The organism is Amycolatopsis sp. cg9 (assembly GCF_041346945.1).
In the GTDB taxonomy this organism is placed as follows: Bacteria; Actinomycetota; Actinomycetes; order Mycobacteriales; family Pseudonocardiaceae; genus Amycolatopsis.
The window spans coordinates 5,130,887-5,149,840 of record NZ_CP166850.1 but is presented as its reverse complement, the minus strand read 5'-3'; the positions used below and the strand labels follow the sequence as shown (position 1 = coordinate 5,149,840).

Here is an 18,954-nt window from a genome sequence, read left to right as displayed (position 1 = left end):
GGAGCCGGAGGTCAGCGGCGAGAACGGCGACGCAGCTTGCTGAAGCCGAACCAGCCGACGCCGACCACCGCGAGCGTGATCCCGGCAGCGGGCAGGACGGGGAGCCCGGCCCCGTCCCCCGCCGAGCCGGACGACGCGCCCGCGCCGGTCGAGGTCGTCCCCTCCGCCGGTGCGCCGGACTGCGCGGCCAGCGCCGCCGCGCCCCGCACCGTGCGGAGGGGCTGACCCACTCCTTCGCTGCCGGAAACCAACGTCCCGTCGGGGTCGAACGCGATGGCCTCGCCCTGCTTCTCCCCCGGCAATGGGATCCGGACCGGGTTGCGCTGCAACGCGGCCAGGAGATCCCCGTCCGGCACCGCGTACACGTATGCGTCCGTGTAGGTCCGCAGCGCCACGACACTGCCGTCGGCCATCGAAGCGCCGCCGGTGACCAGCACCGAGCCGATCGACCCGACCGGGCCGCCCTGGGTGTCCGTCGTCTCGATCTTCAGCGAGCCGACCTTTTCCAGGTTGGTCGGCCCCGGGCTCGCCATCGGCCCGGACGGCCGATATACGCGGGCCTCGCCCAGGATGTCCTTGGTGATCAGGTACGGCGTCCCCGACTTGTCCATCAGCAGCGCTTCGGTGTCGTGCTGGCCGTCGGGGTAGGTCAGGCGGTGCAGCGTCACCTTGCCCTCGGTGCTCATCTCCAGCAGGGCGACCGTCAGCCGGCCTTTCTGGTTGTCACCGGTGTCCGCCAGCCACAAGCGCCCGTCGGGCGTGCGGGCCAGGTCCTCGACGTCGAACGGGTCGGTCTTGTCCGTGAGGACCTTCTGCACCTTGCAGTCCCGCCCGAGCACGAACACCTGGACCTTGGTGCCGCCGTCGTTGATGGCGTAGAACTTCGAGCCGTCGGAGACCAGGCCGGACAGCTCGCCGATGCGCGAATCCTTCATCGTGCACAACGGCTGCGGCGTCTCGGCCGCCGAAGCGGGTACCGCCCCGCCGAACACGGCCAAAAAGACCAACGCGACAACCCAGCGCACCCAGCCACCTCCGTAGTGTGCGACCCCAGCGGATCGCACACTACGGAGACGTGTCAGGCCCTGGTCGAGTTGGTCTCGAACTCGCGCAAAGCCGCCGCGAGGTCCGGCCGGACCCGCACCAGCAGGCGCGTGCCGTCTTCGGCGTGTTCCTCTTCGAGGACTTCGCCGTCCGCGTGCGCCCGCGCGACGAGCTCACCGCGCGCGTAGGGCACGAGGACCTCGACGGTGACCTCCGGCCGCGGCAGGCGGTCGGCGAGCACCTCGACGAGCTCCGCGATGCCCGCCCCGGTCCGTGCCGAGACCTGGACCGAGCCGGCCAGCGCGTGCCGCAGCCGGGCGAGGCTGACCTCGTCGGACGCGTCGATCTTGTTGATCACCAGCAGCTCCGGCGGGAGCGGCTCCTTGCGCTTGCGGGTGATCTCGCCGAGCACCTCGCGCACGGCGCTGACCTGCTCCTCCGGTGCCGGGTCGGCCCCGTCCACCACGTGCAGCAGCAGGTCCGCGTCCGCGGCCTCCTCCAGCGTCGAGCGGAACGCGTCCACCAGCTGGTGCGGCAGGTGCCGCACGAACCCGACGGTGTCGGTCAGCGTGTAGCCGCGCCCGTCCGCGGTCTGCGCGCGCCGCGTGGTCGGGTCGAGGGTGGCGAACAGCGCGTCCTCCACCAGCACCCCGGCCCCGGTCAGCGCGTTGAGCAGGCTCGACTTGCCGGCGTTGGTGTAGCCGACGATCGCCACGCTGGGCACCTCGTTGGCCAGCCGCCGCCCGCGCTTGGTCTCGCGGATGGTGTCCATGGCGGCGATCTCGCGGCGCAGCTTCGCCACGCGCTTGTTGATCCGCCGCCGGTCGGTCTCGAGCTTGGTCTCACCGGGACCGCGCAGGCCCACGCCGCCGTTCGCGCCACCGGCGCGGCCACCGGCCTGCCGGGACAGCGACGCACCCCACCCGCGCAACCGCGGGATCAGGTACTGCAGCTGCGCCAGCTCGACCTGCGCCTTGCCCTCCTTGGACCGGGCGTGCTGGGCGAAGATGTCGAGGATCAGGGCGGTCCGGTCGATGACCTTGACCTTGACCTTCTCCTCGAGCTGCCGCAGCTGGCCCGGCGAGAGCTCGCCGTCGCAGATCACGGTGTCGGCGCCGGTGGAGCCGACGATGTCCCGCAGCTCCTTGACCTTGCCCGAGCCGATGTAGGTGGCCGGGTCCGGCTTCGGACGCCGCTGGATGAGACCTTCGAGGACTTCGGAGCCCGCCGTCTCGGCCAGGCGCGCCAGCTCGGCCAGCGACGCCTCGGACTGCAGGGCCGTGCCCTCGGTCCACACGCCGACCAGCACGACGCGTTCCAGCCGCAGTTGCCGGTACTCGACCTCGGTGACGTCCTCGAGCTCCGTGGACAGTCCCCTGACCCGGCGGAGCGACGCCCGGTCCTCGAGCTCCATCTCACCCGTCGACGGGTCGCCGTCGTACAGGTCGTCGTCGTGGTCTTCGGTGTGTGTCAGTTCTGTCATCGTGCCTCCATGTTCCCACGTTTCGCCGCGGGAACCGAACTTTTACGTGCTGGGATAGGTGGCGAGGTAGACCGCGGTGCGCTCGGCGCCGGGACGGCGGGGGCGCGCGCGGAACTCCTCGAGCAGGGCGTTGAGCCGCGTTTCCAGCTCCGCCCGCTCCTCGGGGGCCACCTGGACGACCAGGCGCGTCTGGTGCACGCCCTCGAATCCGGTGTCGGCGATCTCGGCCAGATAGGCCTCGAGAACCGCCTGCTCCACGTCCTTGTCACCGCATGAGTCGAGTGTCCACGAAAGGCCCGTCGAAAGATACGGGATTTCCCGGGCGCCCCTGGTCCCGCGGCGAGGGGGCTGCGCGGCGAGGAAGCCGGTGTCGACGAGCCTGCGCACGTGGTGCAGCGTCGTCGCCGGATCCCGGCCCAGCCGTTCGGCCAGCTCCTTGTTCGTCAGCGCCTCCGAGAAGGTCAACCGGATGATGCGCAGCCGTATTCCGGACGCCAGCGCGGCGGCCTCGGCTTCGGTGGCGGTACGTCGTTTCTCCGGTGGCACCGGCACAGCCTAGAGCGAACAGTGATTGACACTTTCCAATCACTCGCGGCACACTCGTCGCCATGCGCAGGGGGTCACTGTTCTTCCACGCCGATTTCCGGCGGCTCTGGGCCGGCGACACGGCCAGCCAGTTCGGCACCGCGGTCGGCTACACCGCGGTGCCACTGCTCGCGGCGGTGACGCTGGCCGCGACACCGTTCCAGATGGGCCTGCTGACCGCGGCCCAGACGGTCGCGTTCCTGCTGCTCGGGCTACCCGCCGGGGTGTGGGTGGACCGGCTGCGCCGCCGCCGGGTCATGCTCACCGCCGACTTCATCCGCTTCGCACTGCTGCTGAGCGTGCCGCTCGCCTGGTGGGCCGGTGTGCTGACGCTGGCGCAGCTGGTCGTCGTCGTGCTGCTCGTCGGCGTCGCCACGGTGTTCTTCGACGTCGCCTACCAGTCGTACCTGCCCTCGCTCGTCGGCCGGGAACGCCTCCTGGAGGGCAACGCGAAGCTGCAGGCGGTCCAGTCGGTCGCGCAGGTCGCCGGGCCGAGCGGCGCGGGCGTGCTGGTCCAGCTGATCAGCGCGGCCAACACGGTGCTCGGCACCGCCCTCGGCTACCTGACGTCGGCGCTGTGCCTGCTGCGGATCCGCGCGGTGGAGCCGGAACCGGACCGCACCGGGCACACCCGCCTGGTGCCGCAGATCGCGGAAGGGCTGCGGTTCGTCTTCTCCGACAAGCCGTTGCGCTCGAGCGTGGCGTGCACGGCGACGGCGAACCTCTTCGGCGGCGCGTTCGTGGCGGTCCAGGTGCTGTTCTTCACCCGCACCATCGGGCTGTCCCCCGCGCTCGTCGGCGTGATGCTCGCCATCGGCGGGGCGGGCGGCATCCTCGGCGCGGTCTTCTCCGGCGCGCTCACCCGGCGGATCGGCCACGCCCGCACGATCTGGCTGGTCCCGCTGCTGTCCTGGCCCGCGCACCTGCTGATCCCGTGGACCGGCGCGGACTGGCGGCTCGCGTTCGCCGCGCTCGGCGAGTTCGTCTACGGGTTCGGGGTGATCGTCTACAACGTCGCGCAGGTCTCCTACCGGCAGGCGATCTGTCCCGACCGGCTGCTGGGCCGGATGAACGCGAGCGTGCGGTTCCTCGTCTGGGGCACGCTGCCGCTCGGCGGCCTGCTGGGCGGCGCGCTCGGCGAAGGCCTCGGGTTGCGCGGGGCGGTCTGGGTCGCCGTGGCCGGCGAAGTGGCCGCCGCGCTGTGGGTCGTCTGCTCGCCGCTGCGGAAGATGCACGACCTGCCGACCGTCGAAAAAGCAGGTGCCACCGCCGCCTAGAGTTGTTTCATGAGCAACCCTTACGAGCGCCCGCGAGTCCCGGACAAGGTCGGTGTCGACGGTCTGGAGGCCAAGTGGGTACCCGTATGGGAATCCACCGGCGCCTACCGCTTCGACCGCGCGAAGACCCGTGACGAGGTCTACTCGATCGACACTCCCCCGCCGACGGTCAGCGGGTCGCTGCACATCGGGCACGTCTTCTCCTACACCCACACCGACGTGCTGGCGCGGTTCAAGCGGATGCGCGGGCTCGAGGTGTTCTACCCGATGGGGTGGGACGACAACGGCCTGCCGACCGAACGCCGGGTGCAGAACCACTTCGGCGTCCGCTGCGAGCCGTCGCTGCCCTACGACCCGGATTTCCGGCCGCCGGAGAAGCCGGGCAAGGACGTCGTCGCGGTGTCGCGGCGGAACTTCGTCGAGCTGTGCGAAACGCTGACCGAAACCGACGAGAAGGTCTTCGAGGAGCTGTGGCGGCGGCTCGGGCTGTCGGTCGACTGGACGATGACCTACCAGACGATCGGGCGCGAGTCGCGGCTGATCTCGCAGCGCGCGTTCCTGCGCAACCTCGAGCGCGGCGAGGCGTACCAGGCCGAGGCTCCGACGCTCTGGGACGTCAGCTTCCGCACCGCCGTGGCCCAGGCCGAGCTGGAGGACCGCGAACGCCCGGGCGCGTTCCACGACCTCGCGTTCACCGGTCCGGACGGCGCCGACGTCGTCATCGCGACGACCCGGCCGGAGCTGCTGCCCGCGTGCGTCGCGCTCGTCGCGCACCCGGACGACGAGCGGTTCCAGCCGCTGTTCGGGAAGACCGTGCGGACGCCGGTGTTCGGCGTCGAGGTGCCCGTGGTGGCGCACCACCTCGCGGATCCCGAGAAGGGCCGCGGCATCGCGATGGTGTGCACGTTCGGCGACACGACCGACGTCACGTGGTGGCGCGAGCTGCGGCTGGCGACGCGGGTGGTGCTGGGGCGGGACGGGCGGTTCCTCCCGGACGCGCCCCACGGCGTGCCTGCCGACGCCTACGCGCCGCTGGTGGGCAAGACCGTCCACACGGGACGCGAGATCCTGGTCCGCCTGCTGCGCGAAGCCGGTGCGCTGCGGGGTGAGCCGCGGCCGATCACGCACGCGGTGAAGTTCTACGAAAAGGGCGACAAGCCACTGGAAATCGTCGCGAGCCGGCAGTGGTACCTGCGCAACGGCGGCAACGACCCGGCGTTCCGGGAGAAGATGCTGGCCCGGGGCGAGGAACTGAACTGGGTGCCGAAGCACATGCGCGTCCGGTACTCGTCGTGGGTGGAGAACCTGGCCGGCGACTGGCTGGTCAGCCGCCAGCGGTTCTTCGGCGTGCCGATCCCGCTGTGGTACCGCCTCGACGCGCACGGCGAACCGGACTACGACGCCCGCCTGCTGCCGGTCGACCTGCCGGTCGACCCGAGCAGCGACGTCCCGCCGGGCTTCACCGCCGAGCAACGCGGCGTGCCGGGCGGGTTCGTCGCCGAGGCCGACGTGATGGACACGTGGGCGACGTCGTCGCTCACGCCGCAGATCGTCGGCCGGTGGAGCCTCGACGACGACCTGTTTTCGCGCGTGTTCCCGATGGACCTGCGGCCGCAGGCGCACGAGATCATCCGCACCTGGCTGTTTTCGACGGCGGTGCGCGCGGAGCTGGAGCACGGCGTGCTGCCGTGGCGGGAGACGTCGATCGCGGGCTGGGTGCTCGACCCCGACCGCAAGAAGATGTCGAAGTCCAAGGGCAACGTGACGACCCCGATCGATCTGCTGGAGCGCTTCGGCTCGGACGCGGTCCGCTACTGGGCGGCGAGCGCGCGCCCGGGCGTCGACACGGCGGTGGACGAAGGCCAGATGAAGGTCGGCCGCCGTCTGGCGACGAAACTGCTCAACGCGAGCCGGTTCGTGCTGGGCCTGGGCGTGCCGTCCGCTTCCGCGGTGGTGGCGGAACCCCTCGACCGGGCGCTGCTGGCTTCGCTGGACGCTGTCGTCTCCTCGGCCACGGCGGCTTTGGAGGCGCTGGACTACGCACGGGCGCTGCAGGTGACGGAGACGTTCTTCTGGACGTTCTGCGACGACTACGTCGAGCTGGTGAAGGGCCGCGCGTACGGCGACCTCGGCCCGGCGGCAGCGTCGTCCGCCCAGGCGGCGCTGGTGACGGCGTTGTCGGCGGTGCTGCGGCTGTTCGCGCCGTTCCTGCCGTTCGCGACCGAGGAGGTCTGGTCGTGGTGGCAGGAGGGCTCGGTGCACCGGGCCGCATGGCCCACCAGGACGTCGTCCGACGGCGACCCGGAGCTGCTCGCCTTGGCCGGCGAGGTGATCGCGGCGGTGCGGCGGGCGAAGACCGACGCGAAGGTGTCGATGCGGACCACCGTCGAGACGCTGACCGTCACGGGACCGGCTGACGTACTGGCCCGGTTCGCGGACATCCAGGCGGACATCCGCATCGCGGGGGCGATCTCTTCGGTGGAGACGCGCGAAGGCGAGTTCGCGGTGGAAGCGAAGATCTGAGGCCGTCAAGCCGCCCCGGCCGTGATGACCTGCAGCAGCTCGCCGATCCCGGCCGGGGTCAGCTCGCCGATCTCGTAGTGGTCCGCGGTCGACGGCTGGAGGAAGAGCGGCAGGTCCCGCCAGTCGTGCCCGGGCAGCACCGCGGGCAGCAGTTTCGGCGTCCACCGTTCGCGGTCCTGCTGGAGCAGCTCCCGCAGGGCGGTCATCTCCGACTGGCCGCCCAGGTTGCGATCGTTGGGCACCTGCCCGTCACCGACGCGCCGGCAAAGCGGTGATGCGACGACGATGACGAAGTCGGCGTGGGACACGAGCCCGAGCATCCACCGGTACCAGTCCTGACGCCGGCCGGTGACCCATTGGTCGAGCCGGGCGTCCACCCCGGCGGCCAGTAGCAGGCGGCCGAATTCGGCCACCGCCGCCTTGTGCTGCGGGGAGTCGTGGATGTAGCTGATGAACACCAGCGGCTTCCCGCCGTCCGGCGCACCGGACGGCGGGATTCCCCGCACGGGCTCGGAAACCCGTCCGCGGTCGTCGCCGAGAACGTCCCGGGCGTGCGCGCACGCGTCGGTCAGGCGTGCCACCTCGTCGTCCAGGCGGGTGGCGAACCACGAGGTCAAGACCAGGTCGTCGGTGAGCGGCCCGGCGGTGCCGCCGGCCGGCACGATGCCGGCCGGCAGGGCCGCCCGGTCCGCGATCGCGCGGACCGTCCGGCGCATCCGTTCCACGCGCGCCGAGATCGTCTCGGCCTCGCGCAGCGCAGCGACCAGGTGCGCGACCGCCTCCGGGCTCGGCGTGGCCGCGGCCCGGACCCGGTCCTCGCTTTCGTCGAGCCGGGTGCGGATCTGCCGGCGTCCCTCACTGCGTTCGAACACGCGAAGCTGGTACCTGAGCCGCGCCAGGTGCATGGCGTGCCGCGCGAAGGGCACGAGCTCGCCGTCGCCGACGGTCCAGACCAGGTGGTCGACTTCGCGCTCGGCGGCCGTGGGGGCGACCAGGTACAACTGGCGGGAGGCGCGGTCGTCGGGCGCCCCGTGCGACTCCCAGAGCGCCGCCTCGGCACCGGAAGCGAGTTCCAGGCCGTCGAACCGCCGAGACCAGCCGACCGCGCCCGGGGCCGGCGCCGCCGCCCGCACGAGGGGACCGGCCGTCCGCGGCGGCCCGTCGGTCAAGGCCAGGTGAATCCGCGCCACGCCCACCAGTTCGGGTTCCTCCGTGGCGAGGTCGAGCTCGGCGAGCTGCCGTCCGGCTGCCGCCCATCCGGCCTCCACCTCGGTCTCCGGGGGTGGCGCCAACATGACGGTGAGGCACAGCACGTCGTGTTCGGCCCGAATGGCCGCCTGCCGGATGCCGCCCTCGCCCTGGCACGCCGCGACGAGCCGGCTGCCGCCGACGAGCGCACCCGGAGCCGGATCGGCGGGCACCCCCAGCGGCTCGATCGGTGCGTCGAACCGCCAGGCCGTGCGGATGTGGCGCCACCACGAACCCACCCGGGCCTGCGCGGCCCCGCTGTGCGGGCCGTCGAGCGGCAGGAACACGTAGCAGAGCAGCGCGGGTGCGTGCAGGTTCACTTCGGCTTCGCCGGCGGCTTCTCGCCTTTTCCCGGATCCGTGTCGAGTTTGTGCACCAGCTCGGCCACGCGGTCGCGCTGCTTCGGCGAGGCGGGCTCCCGGTCCGGCTCCTTCCCCAGTTTCTCCGAGACGCGCCGGGCGAGCCGGTCCAACGCCTGAGTGGCGTCCTGCAGCGCGGCTTCGTCTTCGTGCGCCATCGCTTCGCCGAGCGCGGTCATGATCTGCTCGGCGTAGGACCACTCCGTCGGTGACAACCGCAGCCGCACGGTCCAGTTCAGGGCTTCGGACGCTTCCCGGGCCAGCTCGCGGTCAACGGTCATGGGCTCCTCGTCTCCCTCGTACGTTCAGGTCGTGGCCCGGCGCGTGCGGGCGTCCTCACGGGTCAGTGGCCGATGTGCACGAGCGCCGCCCACACCGACGGATGGCGGGACCACCGCCTCCGCAGGTCTCGCACCACCCCGTGCAGGGCGAGCGCGTGACTCCGGATGCCGGGCACCTCGGCGTAGAACTGCTCCGCGCACCGCACCGAGACACGGTCCGACACCGACCACAGGGTGCCGACCACGGACCGGAAGCCGGCGAGGTGGAACGCGGCCGCCAAGTGGATGGCCTCGTTGGGGAGCGCGCTGACCCCGACGGTGTCACACGCGGCGAGGTACGCGAACTCGGCATCCGGCAGGTGGACTCGGTCGACGTCCCGGACCCGGAGCGGGTGTTCGGCCGCGTCGTGGACGACCAGGTGCGAGGCCGACGGGTCCTCGAGCTCGCTGATGGCGTGGCAGGCGAAGTGGACCCACGAATGCGCGGGCAGCTCCTGCAGCACCCGCTCCCGGTCGGCCTCCGCGCCCGTCAACCGGGTGGTACGGCCGGGAAAGCACTTCTCGAGGAACCCGCCCTCGAGCGCGGCTCCACCGAGGTCGTCGCCTTGATCGGGGTCGACCACGAGGAGCCGCGGATCCGCCGGGACCGGGGCCGGCTGTCGCTGCAGCAGCACCCGCAAAGACAGGGCGTACGAGGAGACCACCCGGTCGAGCACCGAGTTCCCGGGCCCCTCGGTCCCCGCGGCGTGCAAGGGCAGCACCGAGAGCAGCCCGGTGGGTGACCACCAGAGGCGCGACCACGTCCCGCCTGCCTCGACCGGCGCCGTCCGGTCCAGCGACCCCAGCACCGGTTCGGCGACCGTCCGCCACAGCCACCGGAGGATCTCGGTCATCACCTGGTTGCCCTCGCGGGGTCCGGACGGGTTCTCGATGTCTTCCACGTCGTCCACGGCGCCCAAGAACCGGCCCGCCTGGTGCCGGACCGCGGCGGGCTCGAGATCCGGGAGTGGCAGCGCCCGAACCCCGGCTCGCTCGACGACCAGGGCGTGCGACCCGAACCTGCTGGAGTTCACGACGACGACCGGGCCATCGGACGCGGCACCGAGCAACTCCCGGGCACCGGGCGGACGCAGGAAACCGGCGAGCTCCGGAAACTCCCGGACCCGCTCCACAAGCTTTTCCCACCCCTCCGCGGCACGCCTCCGGCCGGCGCGGTCCGCGTCGTCGTGCTCGTGCCGGCCCAGCTCTGTCGCCTGCAGGTCGAGCCGCCGCGCCAGTTCCGGCGCGAGCCGCGCGACCGCCTCCCGCTCCGGCCACGACTCGAGCAGCTGGGCCGCCAGCACGGTCCTGCTGTGTTCAGCCACCACCAGCGCCCGCAGCGGGTCGTGGAGCCGAACCGCGCACGCCGCGGCGTCGGCCGAGAGAGTGCTCAACCGCATGAGGTGGCGCTGCTGGTCGGTGCGGGGCAGGCTGCGCGGCACCAGCCGCGGGAGCAGTTCGATCGCGTACTCGTATCCCTCGAGCGCCGCCTTCCACTCCCCCGCTCCGGCGGCCAGCCCGCCCCACGACGCCGCGGCGTCGACCCGGATGTGCGCGGCGGACACCGGGGACTCCGCGGCTTCCCGGAAGGCGTCCACCGCCTCCTGCCAGGCCACCCGGTCGGTCTTCCGGCGCTCCCAGCGCGCCTTCAGCAACTCGGCGAGGTTGACGAGGTAGCGACCCCGGACCGGAAACCCGGCCGGCGTTGTCCGCACCGCCTCACGAGCGGCCACGACGGCCTCTTCCTCAGCCGTCACCGCGAGGACGAGCGAGAGGGTGGACAGCACCATGCCGCGGTCCGGGTGCTCCCGTGGGCACTCCCGCACGGCCGCGCGGGCCAGCCGTTCGACGTCCGGCGGAGACGCCGTGTCGCGGCCGTGGTCGACGTCCTGGCGGTACCGGAGGATGGAAGTGAGGTTGTTGAGCGCGATCCACCGGTTCCCGGCTCCCGGCGGGAACAGCTCCGCGACCTCCTCGAGGCAGGCGATCGCCTCGTCGAGCACACCGTGCGAGCCGGGCTGCTCCGCGCGGGCCCACAGTGAATTCCCCAGCACGCTGAGCAGCTGGCTCCGGGCGCTGTCCCCGGGCGCCAGCCGGTCGAGAGCGGCGCGGCAGACCGCGACGGCTTCGTCGAGAACAGCGGACTCGCCGGAGTGCTGGTACTCGTCCCACAGCGCGTCGGCGACGTCCGCTTGGACCGTGGCGTGGCGGCGGTGATCGGCCGAGACTTCGGCGGCGGCCGCGCGGAAGGCCGCCACGGCGCCGAGGAGCATGGCCGGGTCACCGTTCAACCGGTAGCTCAACAGCTGGGCATCGGCGAGCACCCGGCGGGCCGCCCGCCGCACCGAATGGTGGTCATCACCGTCCTCTGTGGACAGTACCTGCCCGGCGAGATCCTGTGCCTCCCGCAGAGCAGACTCCCGCCCGTCCGAACAGCAAGCGAGCCACAGGAGGGAGGCGAGGGTGACCTTGCGCGACCGCGCGTTCGCGTGGTCGCCGGGTGTTCGGCGAAGCGCCTCACGGGCGAGCTCGATCGCCTCGGTCACCTGCTCGTGCGAGCTGCCACCGGCGAGGACGTTCACCAGGTTCGAGAGGTGGTCGGCGTGCTCGGGGTGATCCGGTGGCAGGAGGTCCACGGCCTGCCGTCCCCACCTGGTCGCCCGCGCGAGGAGCCGCTCATCCGCCGTGCTCACGAAGTGCGACTGCAGCGCGTTGACCAGCTGGGAGATCCTCCGGGCGCGCTCGACCGGCTCGTCGCCGGACGCCGCCACCGCCTCCTCGGCGAGGACGACGGCTTCCTCGATGTCCGCCGGTGAGCGAGTGTGGTCGTGCCGGATCCGCAGGAGAATCCCCAGGTGGGCCCGCATGCGCGAGTCGTTCACGTTGCCCGGCGGCAGCAAGGCGAGCGCATCGCGTTGAAGACCGACAGCTTCGTCGAGGACCCCGAGGTCCTCGCCGTATTCGTAGATCCAGCGGAGCAGCCCCGCGAAGGAGTCGAGCACCATGGCGCGCTCGGCGCCCCGGAGCTCCTCGTGGGCCAGCGCGTCCCGGGCGAGGGCGACGCCTTCCTCCAGCAGGCCCGGATCCCCGGAGATCTCGTGGCATTCTTCGAGCACCGACAGGAACGTCTGCACCGGACCGAAGTCGCCGCGGCCGCCGGCGTCCCGCACGACCGGGCGCAGGAAGGCCGCGGCCTCGGCCAAGGCGTCCGGGTCGCCGACCAGCTCGTGCCGCCTCAGCAACGCGAGGGCCAAGGTGGACAACCGGCCGTGGAAAGCAGTGGTCCCGGCCGTCGCCAGCTCGACGGCTTCGCGCGCGTTGCCCAGCGCTTCGTCGACGAGGTCCGGCCGGTTCAGCATCGTCGTCACGGAGTTGTTCAGGCAGAGCCCCCGATCCGGATGACCGGGCGGAGCGCCCCGCAGCGCGCTCCGCTGCCAGTCGAGGGCCCGGTCCAGCACCTCCGGAGCGCCAGACCGGTCGAACCGCTTTTCCAGCAGCAGACCGACCGCGGAGCACCGCCAGGCCCGCTCCGGGTGTGACTCGGGAGTCACGCGGGCGGCCAGCCCGCAGAGCCACGGCGCCACCCGCAGGGCGAGGGGGCCGCCGGAAAGCCCTCGGCGCAGGAGCCCGGCCGAGGTCCACGCGAGTCCGTCGGCCAGCTGCCCGCGCGCCCGCGCCCGCCGGGCGGATCGGCTGGGGCGAGGATCGTGGTCCGGCATCTCGCCACCTCTTCCGGAAGCCGCCGTTTTTCCCGGCTCAACGTCGTCCGCGTCGCCGGGTTCGTTACGACCGGTGCCCGTCAGGAACCGGCGGCGGCCCACCAGGCTTCGTCGATCTCGCCGCGGGCCACGATCTCCGCCGGGCCCGACAGCGTCGACGCGCCCCGCGACACCGTGACCTCGACGCGGCCGCCGGGGATGTCCACAGTGGACGAGCCGGTGTCCGTGCCGGCCAGGTGGAACGCGGCCGCCACCGCGGCGACCGTGCCGGTGCCGCACGCCCGCGTCTCGCCCACGCCGCGTTCGTGCACGCGCATCCGCAGCGCGCCGTCGCCGAGGCGGTTGACGAACTCGAGGTTCACGCCGTGCGGGAAGAAGTCGTGGTCGAAGTCGGGCTGGTCGCGCAGGTCGAGCTCGGCGACGTCGTCGTCGAGCACCGACACCAGGTGCGGGTTGCCGACGTTCACCGCGACGCCCGAGAACGGGCGGCCGGCCACCACCGTGACCGACGTGCCGGTGATCGTCGCCGGGCCCATCTGGACGGTCACCGAACGGTCCGGGTGCACCACCAGCGGGCGGTCGCCGGCACGGGTGCCGATGACGAACTCGCCCTCGGTCGCCAGGCCCGCTTCGACAAGGTAGCGGGCGAAGACGCGCGTGCCGTTGCCGCACATCTCCGCGATCGACCCGTCGGCGTTGCGGTAGTCCATGAACCACTCGCCCGCGGAGGGCTCGTCGAGCGCGGCGGCGCGGACGACGCGCAGCACGCCGTCGGCCCCGAGGCCGCGGCGGCGGTCGCACAGCGCGGCGACCCTCGCCTCGGTCAGCTCGAGGCGGCCCGCCGGATCGGGGAGCAGCACGAAGTCGTTCTGCGTGCCGTGCCCCTTGAGGAACTCGATTCCGCCCATAGGGGCAAGATTACCGGCCCAGGGTATCCAGGACGCGCGCGGCCAGCCCCGGATCGGCGCCGCCGAACCAGTGGATCCGCTGGTCGCGCCGGAACCAGGAACGTTGCTTCCGGACGAAGCGCCGCGTCGCCTGCGCGGTCGCCGCGGCGGCCGCTTCGAAGTCGCCGTCGCCGTCCAGTTCGGCGAGCACCTGCTGGTAGCCGAGCGCCCGCGCCGCCGTCTTGCCCTCGCGCAGGCCCCGCTTCCCGAGTTCACGCACTTCGTCGACCAGCCCGGCGGCGAACATGCGCCGGACGCGCTCGTCGACGCGCTCGTCCAGCTCCGCGGGCTCCCGGTCGACGCCGATCACGACCGTGCCGTAGCGGGCGGGCCCGGGCTTCGGCAGGTTCGCCGAGAACGGCTCGCCGGTGATCTCGATGACTTCGAGGGCGCGCACGATCCGCCGGGTGTTCGTCGGCAGGATCGCCGCCGCCGCGGCCGGATCACGTTCACCCAACCGGGTGTACAGCGCGGGGGTGCCTAGCTGCTCCGCCTCCGCGTCCAGCCGGGCCCGGACGGCCGGGTCGGTGCCCGGGAACCGCAGGTCGTCGAGCACGGCCTGGACGTACAGGCCGGACCCGCCGGTCAGCACCGGCACCCGGCCGGCGGCCAGCAGCCGCTCGATCTCGGCGCGCGCGTGGCGCTGGTAGGCGGCGACCGACGCCGTCTCGGTCACGTCCAGCACGTCGAGCAGGTGGTGCGGGACGCCGCGGCGCTCGGCTTCGGTGGCTTTCGCGGTGCCGATGTCCATGCCGCGGTAGAGCTGCAGCGCGTCGGCGTTGACGACTTCGCCGCCGAGTTCCAGGGCCAGCTCCACGGCGAGCGCGGTCTTGCCGGTGGCCGTCGGCCCGACCACCGCGACCGGGACGATCTGGCTGTTCACGGCGGCTGACGATACCGGCGGGCCGACACGGAGCGTCCACCGGAAGTAGGATCACGAGCTTCGAGTGGCTCATCCAGTACCACGGTGCGCGCTGAGCTGCTTGAATGCCGCGTGGGGGCCGTAGCATCCGAGCACGGCCCGTGACGACCGCATTACCCGGCCCCGCTTACGCGGCGGGGCGCCCGCGCGAGCGGGCGTACAGGCGATAAGGAGCCTGCGATGGCCCAGGAGAACACTTCCACCGGTACCCCGGCCCCGCACCCGGTGCCGCACGCGCTGCACGCCGGGCACGCCGCCCCGCCCGTGCCGCCCGCCGAGCCCACGCCCGCCACCTGGGGCCGGATCGACGACGAGGGGACCGTCTACGTCATCACCGCCGAGGGTGAACGCGCGGTCGGCGTCTGGCAGGCCGGCACCCCCGACGAGGGCCTGGTGCACTACGCCCGCCGCTTCGACGACGTGCGCACCGAGGTCGAGCTGCTGGAGACCCGCCTGATCTCCGGGGCCGGCGACCCGAAGCACGCGCTGTCGAGCGCCACCCAGATCCGGGACGGGCTGGCCGAGTCCGCCGTGGTCGGCGACCTGGCCGCGCTCGCCGCGCGGCTGGAGTACGTCATCGCGCACGCCGAGAAGGCGCTGGCCAGCGCGAAGGCGGAGCGCGAGGAGGCTCGTGCCGCCGCGGTCGCGCGCAAGCAGGAGCTGGCCGAGGAAGCGGAGAAGATCGCCGCCGACTCCACCCAGTGGAAGGCGGCGGGCGACCGGCTGCGCTCGATCCTGGACGAGTGGAAGACGGTCAAGGGCGTCGACCGCAAGACCGACGACGAGCTGTGGAAGCGATTCTCGAAGGCCCGCGAGGCGTTCAACCGCCGCCGCGGCTCGCACTTCGCCGAGCTCGACAAGCAGCGCGCGTCGGCCAAGCAGCGCAAGGAAGAGCTCATCGCCGAGGCCGAGGCCATCAGCGAGTCCGAGGACTGGGGCGAGACCGCCGGCCGCTACAAGGACCTGATGACCGAGTGGAAAGCGGCCGGCCGGGCCCCGAAGGACAGCGACGAGGCGCTGTGGCAGCGTTTCCGCGCGGCGCAGGACAAGTTCTTCGCCCGCCGCTCCGCGGTGTTCTCCGAGCGCGACGCCGAGTTCACGCAGAACGCGGCCCGCAAGGAAGAGCTCCTGATCGAGGCCGAGAAGATCGACGCGGCGGCCAACCTGGAGGCGGCGAAGGGCGCGCTGCGCAAGATCCAGGAGCAGTGGGACGAGATCGGCAAGGTCCCCCGCGAGCGGATCCGCGAGCTCGACGGCCGGCTGAAGGCGGTCCAGGACGCGGTGAAGTCGGCGGAGGACACCCGCTGGCGCCGCACGGACCCGGAGGCCCAGGCGCGCGCGGCGCAGTTCCGGGAGCGCGTCGAGCAGTTCGAGTCGCAGGCCGCGAAGGCACGTGCGGCGGGCGACGAGCGGCGCGCGAAGAAGGCCGACGAGCAGGCCGCGCAGTGGCGCGAGTGGCTGCAGGCCGCGGAGGCGGCGGTCGCGGACCGCTGAGGCTCGGGGGCCGCTGAGGCTCGGGCCGGCTTTGTCCACAGGGTTGCTCCGTTGTGGACAAGCCGGCCTTCTGCTTGCGTTCACGGGCCGTCCCGTCGGTGAGGGCCGATAGGCTGGACAAGGGCACGCCCCCCCCAGGGAGGGCGGGGGCTGCGTGTCGGCGGCAAGCGGACGGTTAACGCGTCACCCGAAGCGGTGTGCCGCACTCCCCTGCCGGGGGTTTTCGGGCGCTTTCCGCAGCTCGCGGTGCTCCACTTCGATCATGAGCAAGCCATCGAACTTCGTGTCCGCACTGGTCGTCGCCTGCACCGTCGCGCTCGCCGCTCCGACCGTCGCGCTGGCGGCCGGCGGGCCTGTGCCGGCCGCGGTCCAGGGCAGCAAGAAGCACAAGGCCAAGGTCGAGGCCAAGGTCGAGAAGAACCGCGTCAAGGTCGGCGAAGAGACGAAGATCAAGGGCTCGTTCGCCGACCTCGGCGGGCAGGAAAGCGTCGCCGGTGGCGAGCCGGTGATCGTGCAGCAGCTGCAAGCCGGCGTCTGGGTCAACCTCAGCACCGGGACCTGCCGGCCGAACGGGAACTTCGTGTTCAGCCTGAGCTTCAGCGTGCGGGCCAGCGTGACGCTGCGCGTCTACCACCCGGAGACCGAGCTCTACGTCAGCGCGGTCTCCAGCGTCATCGGCCTGGTCGTGATCTAAGAACGCGAAAACGCCGTGCGCATCCACTGCACGGCGAGGCAGATCATCGCGAGCCAGGCGATGATCAGGCCGATCCCGGGTCCGCCGCCCGCGGCTCCGCTGGCGTGCGACGACTGCTGCGACCAGATGGCCAGCAGCCCGTCCACCGAAGCGAACCAGCCGCCGGCGGCGCACACCCAGGCCAGCCACCACCGGCGCGTCACCAGCGCCAGCGCCGAGGCGAGGATGCCGACGGCGGTCGACGTCGCCGCGAACAGCTGCGGGATGCCGCCGCCCTGGCCGGCCAGCACCTGCCAGCCCGCGTGGTCGCCGACCCACGGGAGGATCAGGCAGATCAGCAGCACGAACGAGAACACGGCGATGGTGAACCCGCGGCGGCCCAGCTCCACCGTCCGGGACGCGTGCGCACCCGCCTCGTCGATTTCGGCGGCCAGTTCGGCCAGGTCACCGTTGCCCTGGGGCTCGGTCACAGCGCACACCCACTCACCGGTTCGGGCTGGGCCGCCGGAGCTCCGAAGCCCGGCAGGCCCAGCGTGACACCGCTCGTCTTGGGCCGCAGCCCGGCCTCCGCGTTGTCGCCGGCGCGCGTGCGCCGGTGCGACAGCAGGTCGCCGTCCGCGACCAGGTGGTGCGGCGCGCCGTAGGTGACGACCGTCTCGACGACGTCGCCCGGGCGCACCGCGCGGTCCACGTGGGCACCGGCCGGCGTGAAGTGCACCAGCCGGCCGTCGCGGGCGCGGCCGCTCATCCGGTGCGTCTCGGCGTCCTTGCGCCCCTCGCCCGCGGCGACGAGCAGCTCGACCCGGCGGCCGACGATCTTCTTGTTCTCTTCCCAGGAGATCGCGTTCTGCAGCTCGACCAGGCGCTCGTAGCGCTCCTGCACGACGGCCTTGGGCAGCTGGTCCGGCATCGTCGCGGCCGGCGTGCCGGGGCGGATCGAGTACTGGAAGGTGAACGCGCTGGAGAACCGCGCCTGCTCGACGACGTCCAGCGTCGCCTGGAAGTCCTCTTCGGTCTCCCCGGGGAAGCCGACGATGATGTCGGTGGTGATCGCGGCGTCCGGCATCGCCGCGCGGACCTCGTCGAGGATCTTCAGGAAGCGCGCCGAGCGGTAGGACCGCTTCATCTCGCGAAGGACCCGGTCCGACCCGGACTGCAGCGGCATGTGCAGCTGGTGGCAGACGTTGGGGGTCTCGGCCATGGCGTCGATCACGTCCGAGGTGAACGCGGCCGGGTGCGGCGAGGTGAAGCGCACGCGCTCCAGCCCGTCGATGCCGCCGGCCGCGCGCAGCAGCTTCCCGAAGGCGAGCCGGTCGCCGAACTCGACGCCGTAGGAGTTGACGTTCTGCCCGAGCAGGGTGACTTCGAGCACGCCCTCGGCGACGAGCGCCTCGACCTCGGCGAGGATCTCGCCGGGCCGCCGGTCGCGTTCCTTGCCGCGCAGGGCGGGCACGATGCAGAAGGTGCAGGTGTTGTTGCACCCGACCGAAACGGACACCCAGCTCGCGTAGGAAGATTCGCGGCGCGCGGGCAGCGTGGAGGGGAAGGTCTCGAGGGACTCGAGGATCTCGACCTCGGCTTCGGCGTTGTGCCGGGCGCGTTCGAGCAGCGTGGGCAGCGACCCGATGTTGTGCGTCCCGAAGACGACGTCGACCCAGGGAGCGCGCTTGACGATCTCCCCGCGGTCCTTCTGCGCCAGGCACCCGCCGACGGCGATCTGCAGGTCCGGGTTCGCGACCTTGTCCGGCCGCAGGTGCCCGAGGGTGCCGTACAGCTTGTTGTCCGCGTTCTCCCGGACGGCGCAGGTGTTGAACACGATCAGGTCGGGCTTCGCCCCGTCCGCGACGGGCGCGTACCCGGCGTCTTCGAGCTGGCCGGCGAGCCGCTCGGAGTCGTGCACGTTCATCTGGCAGCCGAAGGTGCGGATCTGGTACGCCCTGGGTGCCTGGTTCTCGGTCATCGCCGTTCAGGGTAACCCCCGGCCAGCTGGGCAAATCCGCCACCTGTCCGGCTATTCGTCCGAAGGGCTCGCGCCGGGCCCACGCGAGGACCCGCGACGGGGCCCGAAGGCAGGCCCGGAAATCGACGCGGTCCTCACGTCGCACGACGCAGGACAGGTCTACCTTGTCCAAGTGTGGACGCCGTCCGGATCAGAAGCCCGGCTCCGAGTCCGCCCGCAAGGCGACCGCCGGCTGGAAATGCCGAGGGTGCGTCGGCACAGCTGGGCCCGTCGCCGATGCGGACACCCTCGACGAACTCGCCACGCTCGCACTCGACTGGCCTCGAGCCGCCCGAGTCCGATTTCGGCCGGAAAATCGGACACTCCGGCAAGGGCCCCA

General features: G+C 72.2%; 14 protein-coding genes. 4 read left to right on the top strand and 10 right to left on the bottom strand.

Annotated features, from left to right (window positions below):
- Positions 1 to 11: 11 nt before the first annotated feature.
- From AB5J73_RS24630 to AB5J73_RS24620, 3 genes are read right to left on the bottom strand one after another with little or no spacing between them, the layout of a single operon-like run.
- Positions 12 to 1,025 (bottom strand): hypothetical protein, encoded by a 1,014-nt coding sequence (locus tag AB5J73_RS24630; protein WP_370972651.1) that lies wholly within the window; start codon positions 1,023 to 1,025, stop codon positions 12 to 14.
- Positions 1,026 to 1,078: 53 nt separating this feature from the next.
- Positions 1,079 to 2,527 carry a GTPase HflX gene (gene hflX / locus AB5J73_RS24625; RefSeq protein WP_370972649.1) on the bottom strand — a complete coding sequence of 483 codons (1,449 nt, stop codon included), beginning with the start codon at positions 2,525 to 2,527 and terminating at the stop codon, positions 1,079 to 1,081.
- Between the two features lie 42 nt (positions 2,528 to 2,569).
- Positions 2,570 to 3,073, bottom strand: coding sequence for an ArsR/SmtB family transcription factor (locus AB5J73_RS24620; protein ID WP_370972647.1), 504 nt, complete (start codon positions 3,071 to 3,073; stop codon positions 2,570 to 2,572).
- A 62-nt stretch (positions 3,074 to 3,135) separates the two neighbouring features.
- Between AB5J73_RS24620 and AB5J73_RS24615 the strand changes: the two genes are divergently transcribed.
- Both AB5J73_RS24615 and valS read left to right on the top strand, forming a co-directional pair.
- Positions 3,136 to 4,389: an MFS transporter gene (locus AB5J73_RS24615; protein ID WP_370972645.1), complete on the top strand. Its 1,254-nt coding sequence runs from the start codon at positions 3,136 to 3,138 to the stop codon at positions 4,387 to 4,389.
- Between the two features lie 9 nt (positions 4,390 to 4,398).
- Positions 4,399 to 6,912, top strand: coding sequence for a valine--tRNA ligase (gene valS, locus AB5J73_RS24610; protein WP_370972643.1), 2,514 nt, complete (start codon positions 4,399 to 4,401; stop codon positions 6,910 to 6,912).
- 5 nt (positions 6,913 to 6,917) lie between these two features.
- Here the strand turns inward: valS and AB5J73_RS24605 are convergent, their stop codons facing one another.
- The 5 genes from AB5J73_RS24605 to miaA all read right to left on the bottom strand — a co-directional run bounded on the left by AB5J73_RS24605 (position 6,918) and on the right by miaA (position 14,388).
- The gene (locus AB5J73_RS24605; protein ID WP_370972641.1) at positions 6,918 to 8,480 is read right to left on the bottom strand and encodes a CATRA conflict system CASPASE/TPR repeat-associated protein; all 1,563 of its coding nucleotides are present in this window, start codon (positions 8,478 to 8,480) and stop codon (positions 6,918 to 6,920) included.
- The gene (locus tag AB5J73_RS24600) at positions 8,477 to 8,800 is read right to left on the bottom strand and encodes a CATRA system-associated protein (RefSeq protein ID WP_370972640.1); all 324 of its coding nucleotides are present in this window, start codon (positions 8,798 to 8,800) and stop codon (positions 8,477 to 8,479) included. Before AB5J73_RS24600 ends, AB5J73_RS24605 begins: the two co-directional genes overlap by 4 nt.
- A gap of 62 nt (positions 8,801 to 8,862) precedes the next feature.
- Positions 8,863 to 12,558: a CHAT domain-containing protein gene (locus AB5J73_RS24595; RefSeq protein ID WP_370972639.1), complete on the bottom strand. Its 3,696-nt coding sequence runs from the start codon at positions 12,556 to 12,558 to the stop codon at positions 8,863 to 8,865.
- 80 nt (positions 12,559 to 12,638) lie between these two features.
- A complete protein-coding gene (gene dapF / locus AB5J73_RS24590; protein ID WP_370972638.1) occupies positions 12,639 to 13,466 on the bottom strand; it encodes a diaminopimelate epimerase in 828 nt (275 codons plus the stop codon).
- Between the two features lie 10 nt (positions 13,467 to 13,476).
- The gene (gene miaA / locus AB5J73_RS24585) at positions 13,477 to 14,388 is read right to left on the bottom strand and encodes a tRNA (adenosine(37)-N6)-dimethylallyltransferase MiaA (protein WP_370972637.1); all 912 of its coding nucleotides are present in this window, start codon (positions 14,386 to 14,388) and stop codon (positions 13,477 to 13,479) included.
- A 219-nt stretch (positions 14,389 to 14,607) separates the two neighbouring features.
- Between miaA and AB5J73_RS24580 the strand changes: the two genes are divergently transcribed.
- On the top strand, positions 14,608 to 15,921 hold the full coding sequence (locus AB5J73_RS24580; protein WP_370972636.1) for a DUF349 domain-containing protein: 1,314 nt from the start codon (positions 14,608 to 14,610) through the stop codon (positions 15,919 to 15,921).
- 262 nt (positions 15,922 to 16,183) lie between these two features.
- A complete protein-coding gene (locus tag AB5J73_RS24575) occupies positions 16,184 to 16,615 on the top strand; it encodes a hypothetical protein (protein ID WP_370972635.1) in 432 nt (143 codons plus the stop codon).
- Here the strand turns inward: AB5J73_RS24575 and AB5J73_RS24570 are convergent.
- Positions 16,612 to 17,085 carry a hypothetical protein gene (locus AB5J73_RS24570; RefSeq protein ID WP_370972634.1) on the bottom strand — a complete coding sequence of 158 codons (474 nt, stop codon included), beginning with the start codon at positions 17,083 to 17,085 and terminating at the stop codon, positions 16,612 to 16,614. The two genes, AB5J73_RS24575 and AB5J73_RS24570, sit on opposite strands and share 4 nt — an antisense overlap.
- Positions 17,082 to 18,575, bottom strand: coding sequence for a tRNA (N6-isopentenyl adenosine(37)-C2)-methylthiotransferase MiaB (gene miaB, locus AB5J73_RS24565; RefSeq protein WP_370972633.1), 1,494 nt, complete (start codon positions 18,573 to 18,575; stop codon positions 17,082 to 17,084). The genes AB5J73_RS24570 and miaB overlap by 4 nt, the downstream gene beginning before the upstream one ends.
- Positions 18,576 to 18,954 lie beyond the last annotated feature (379 nt).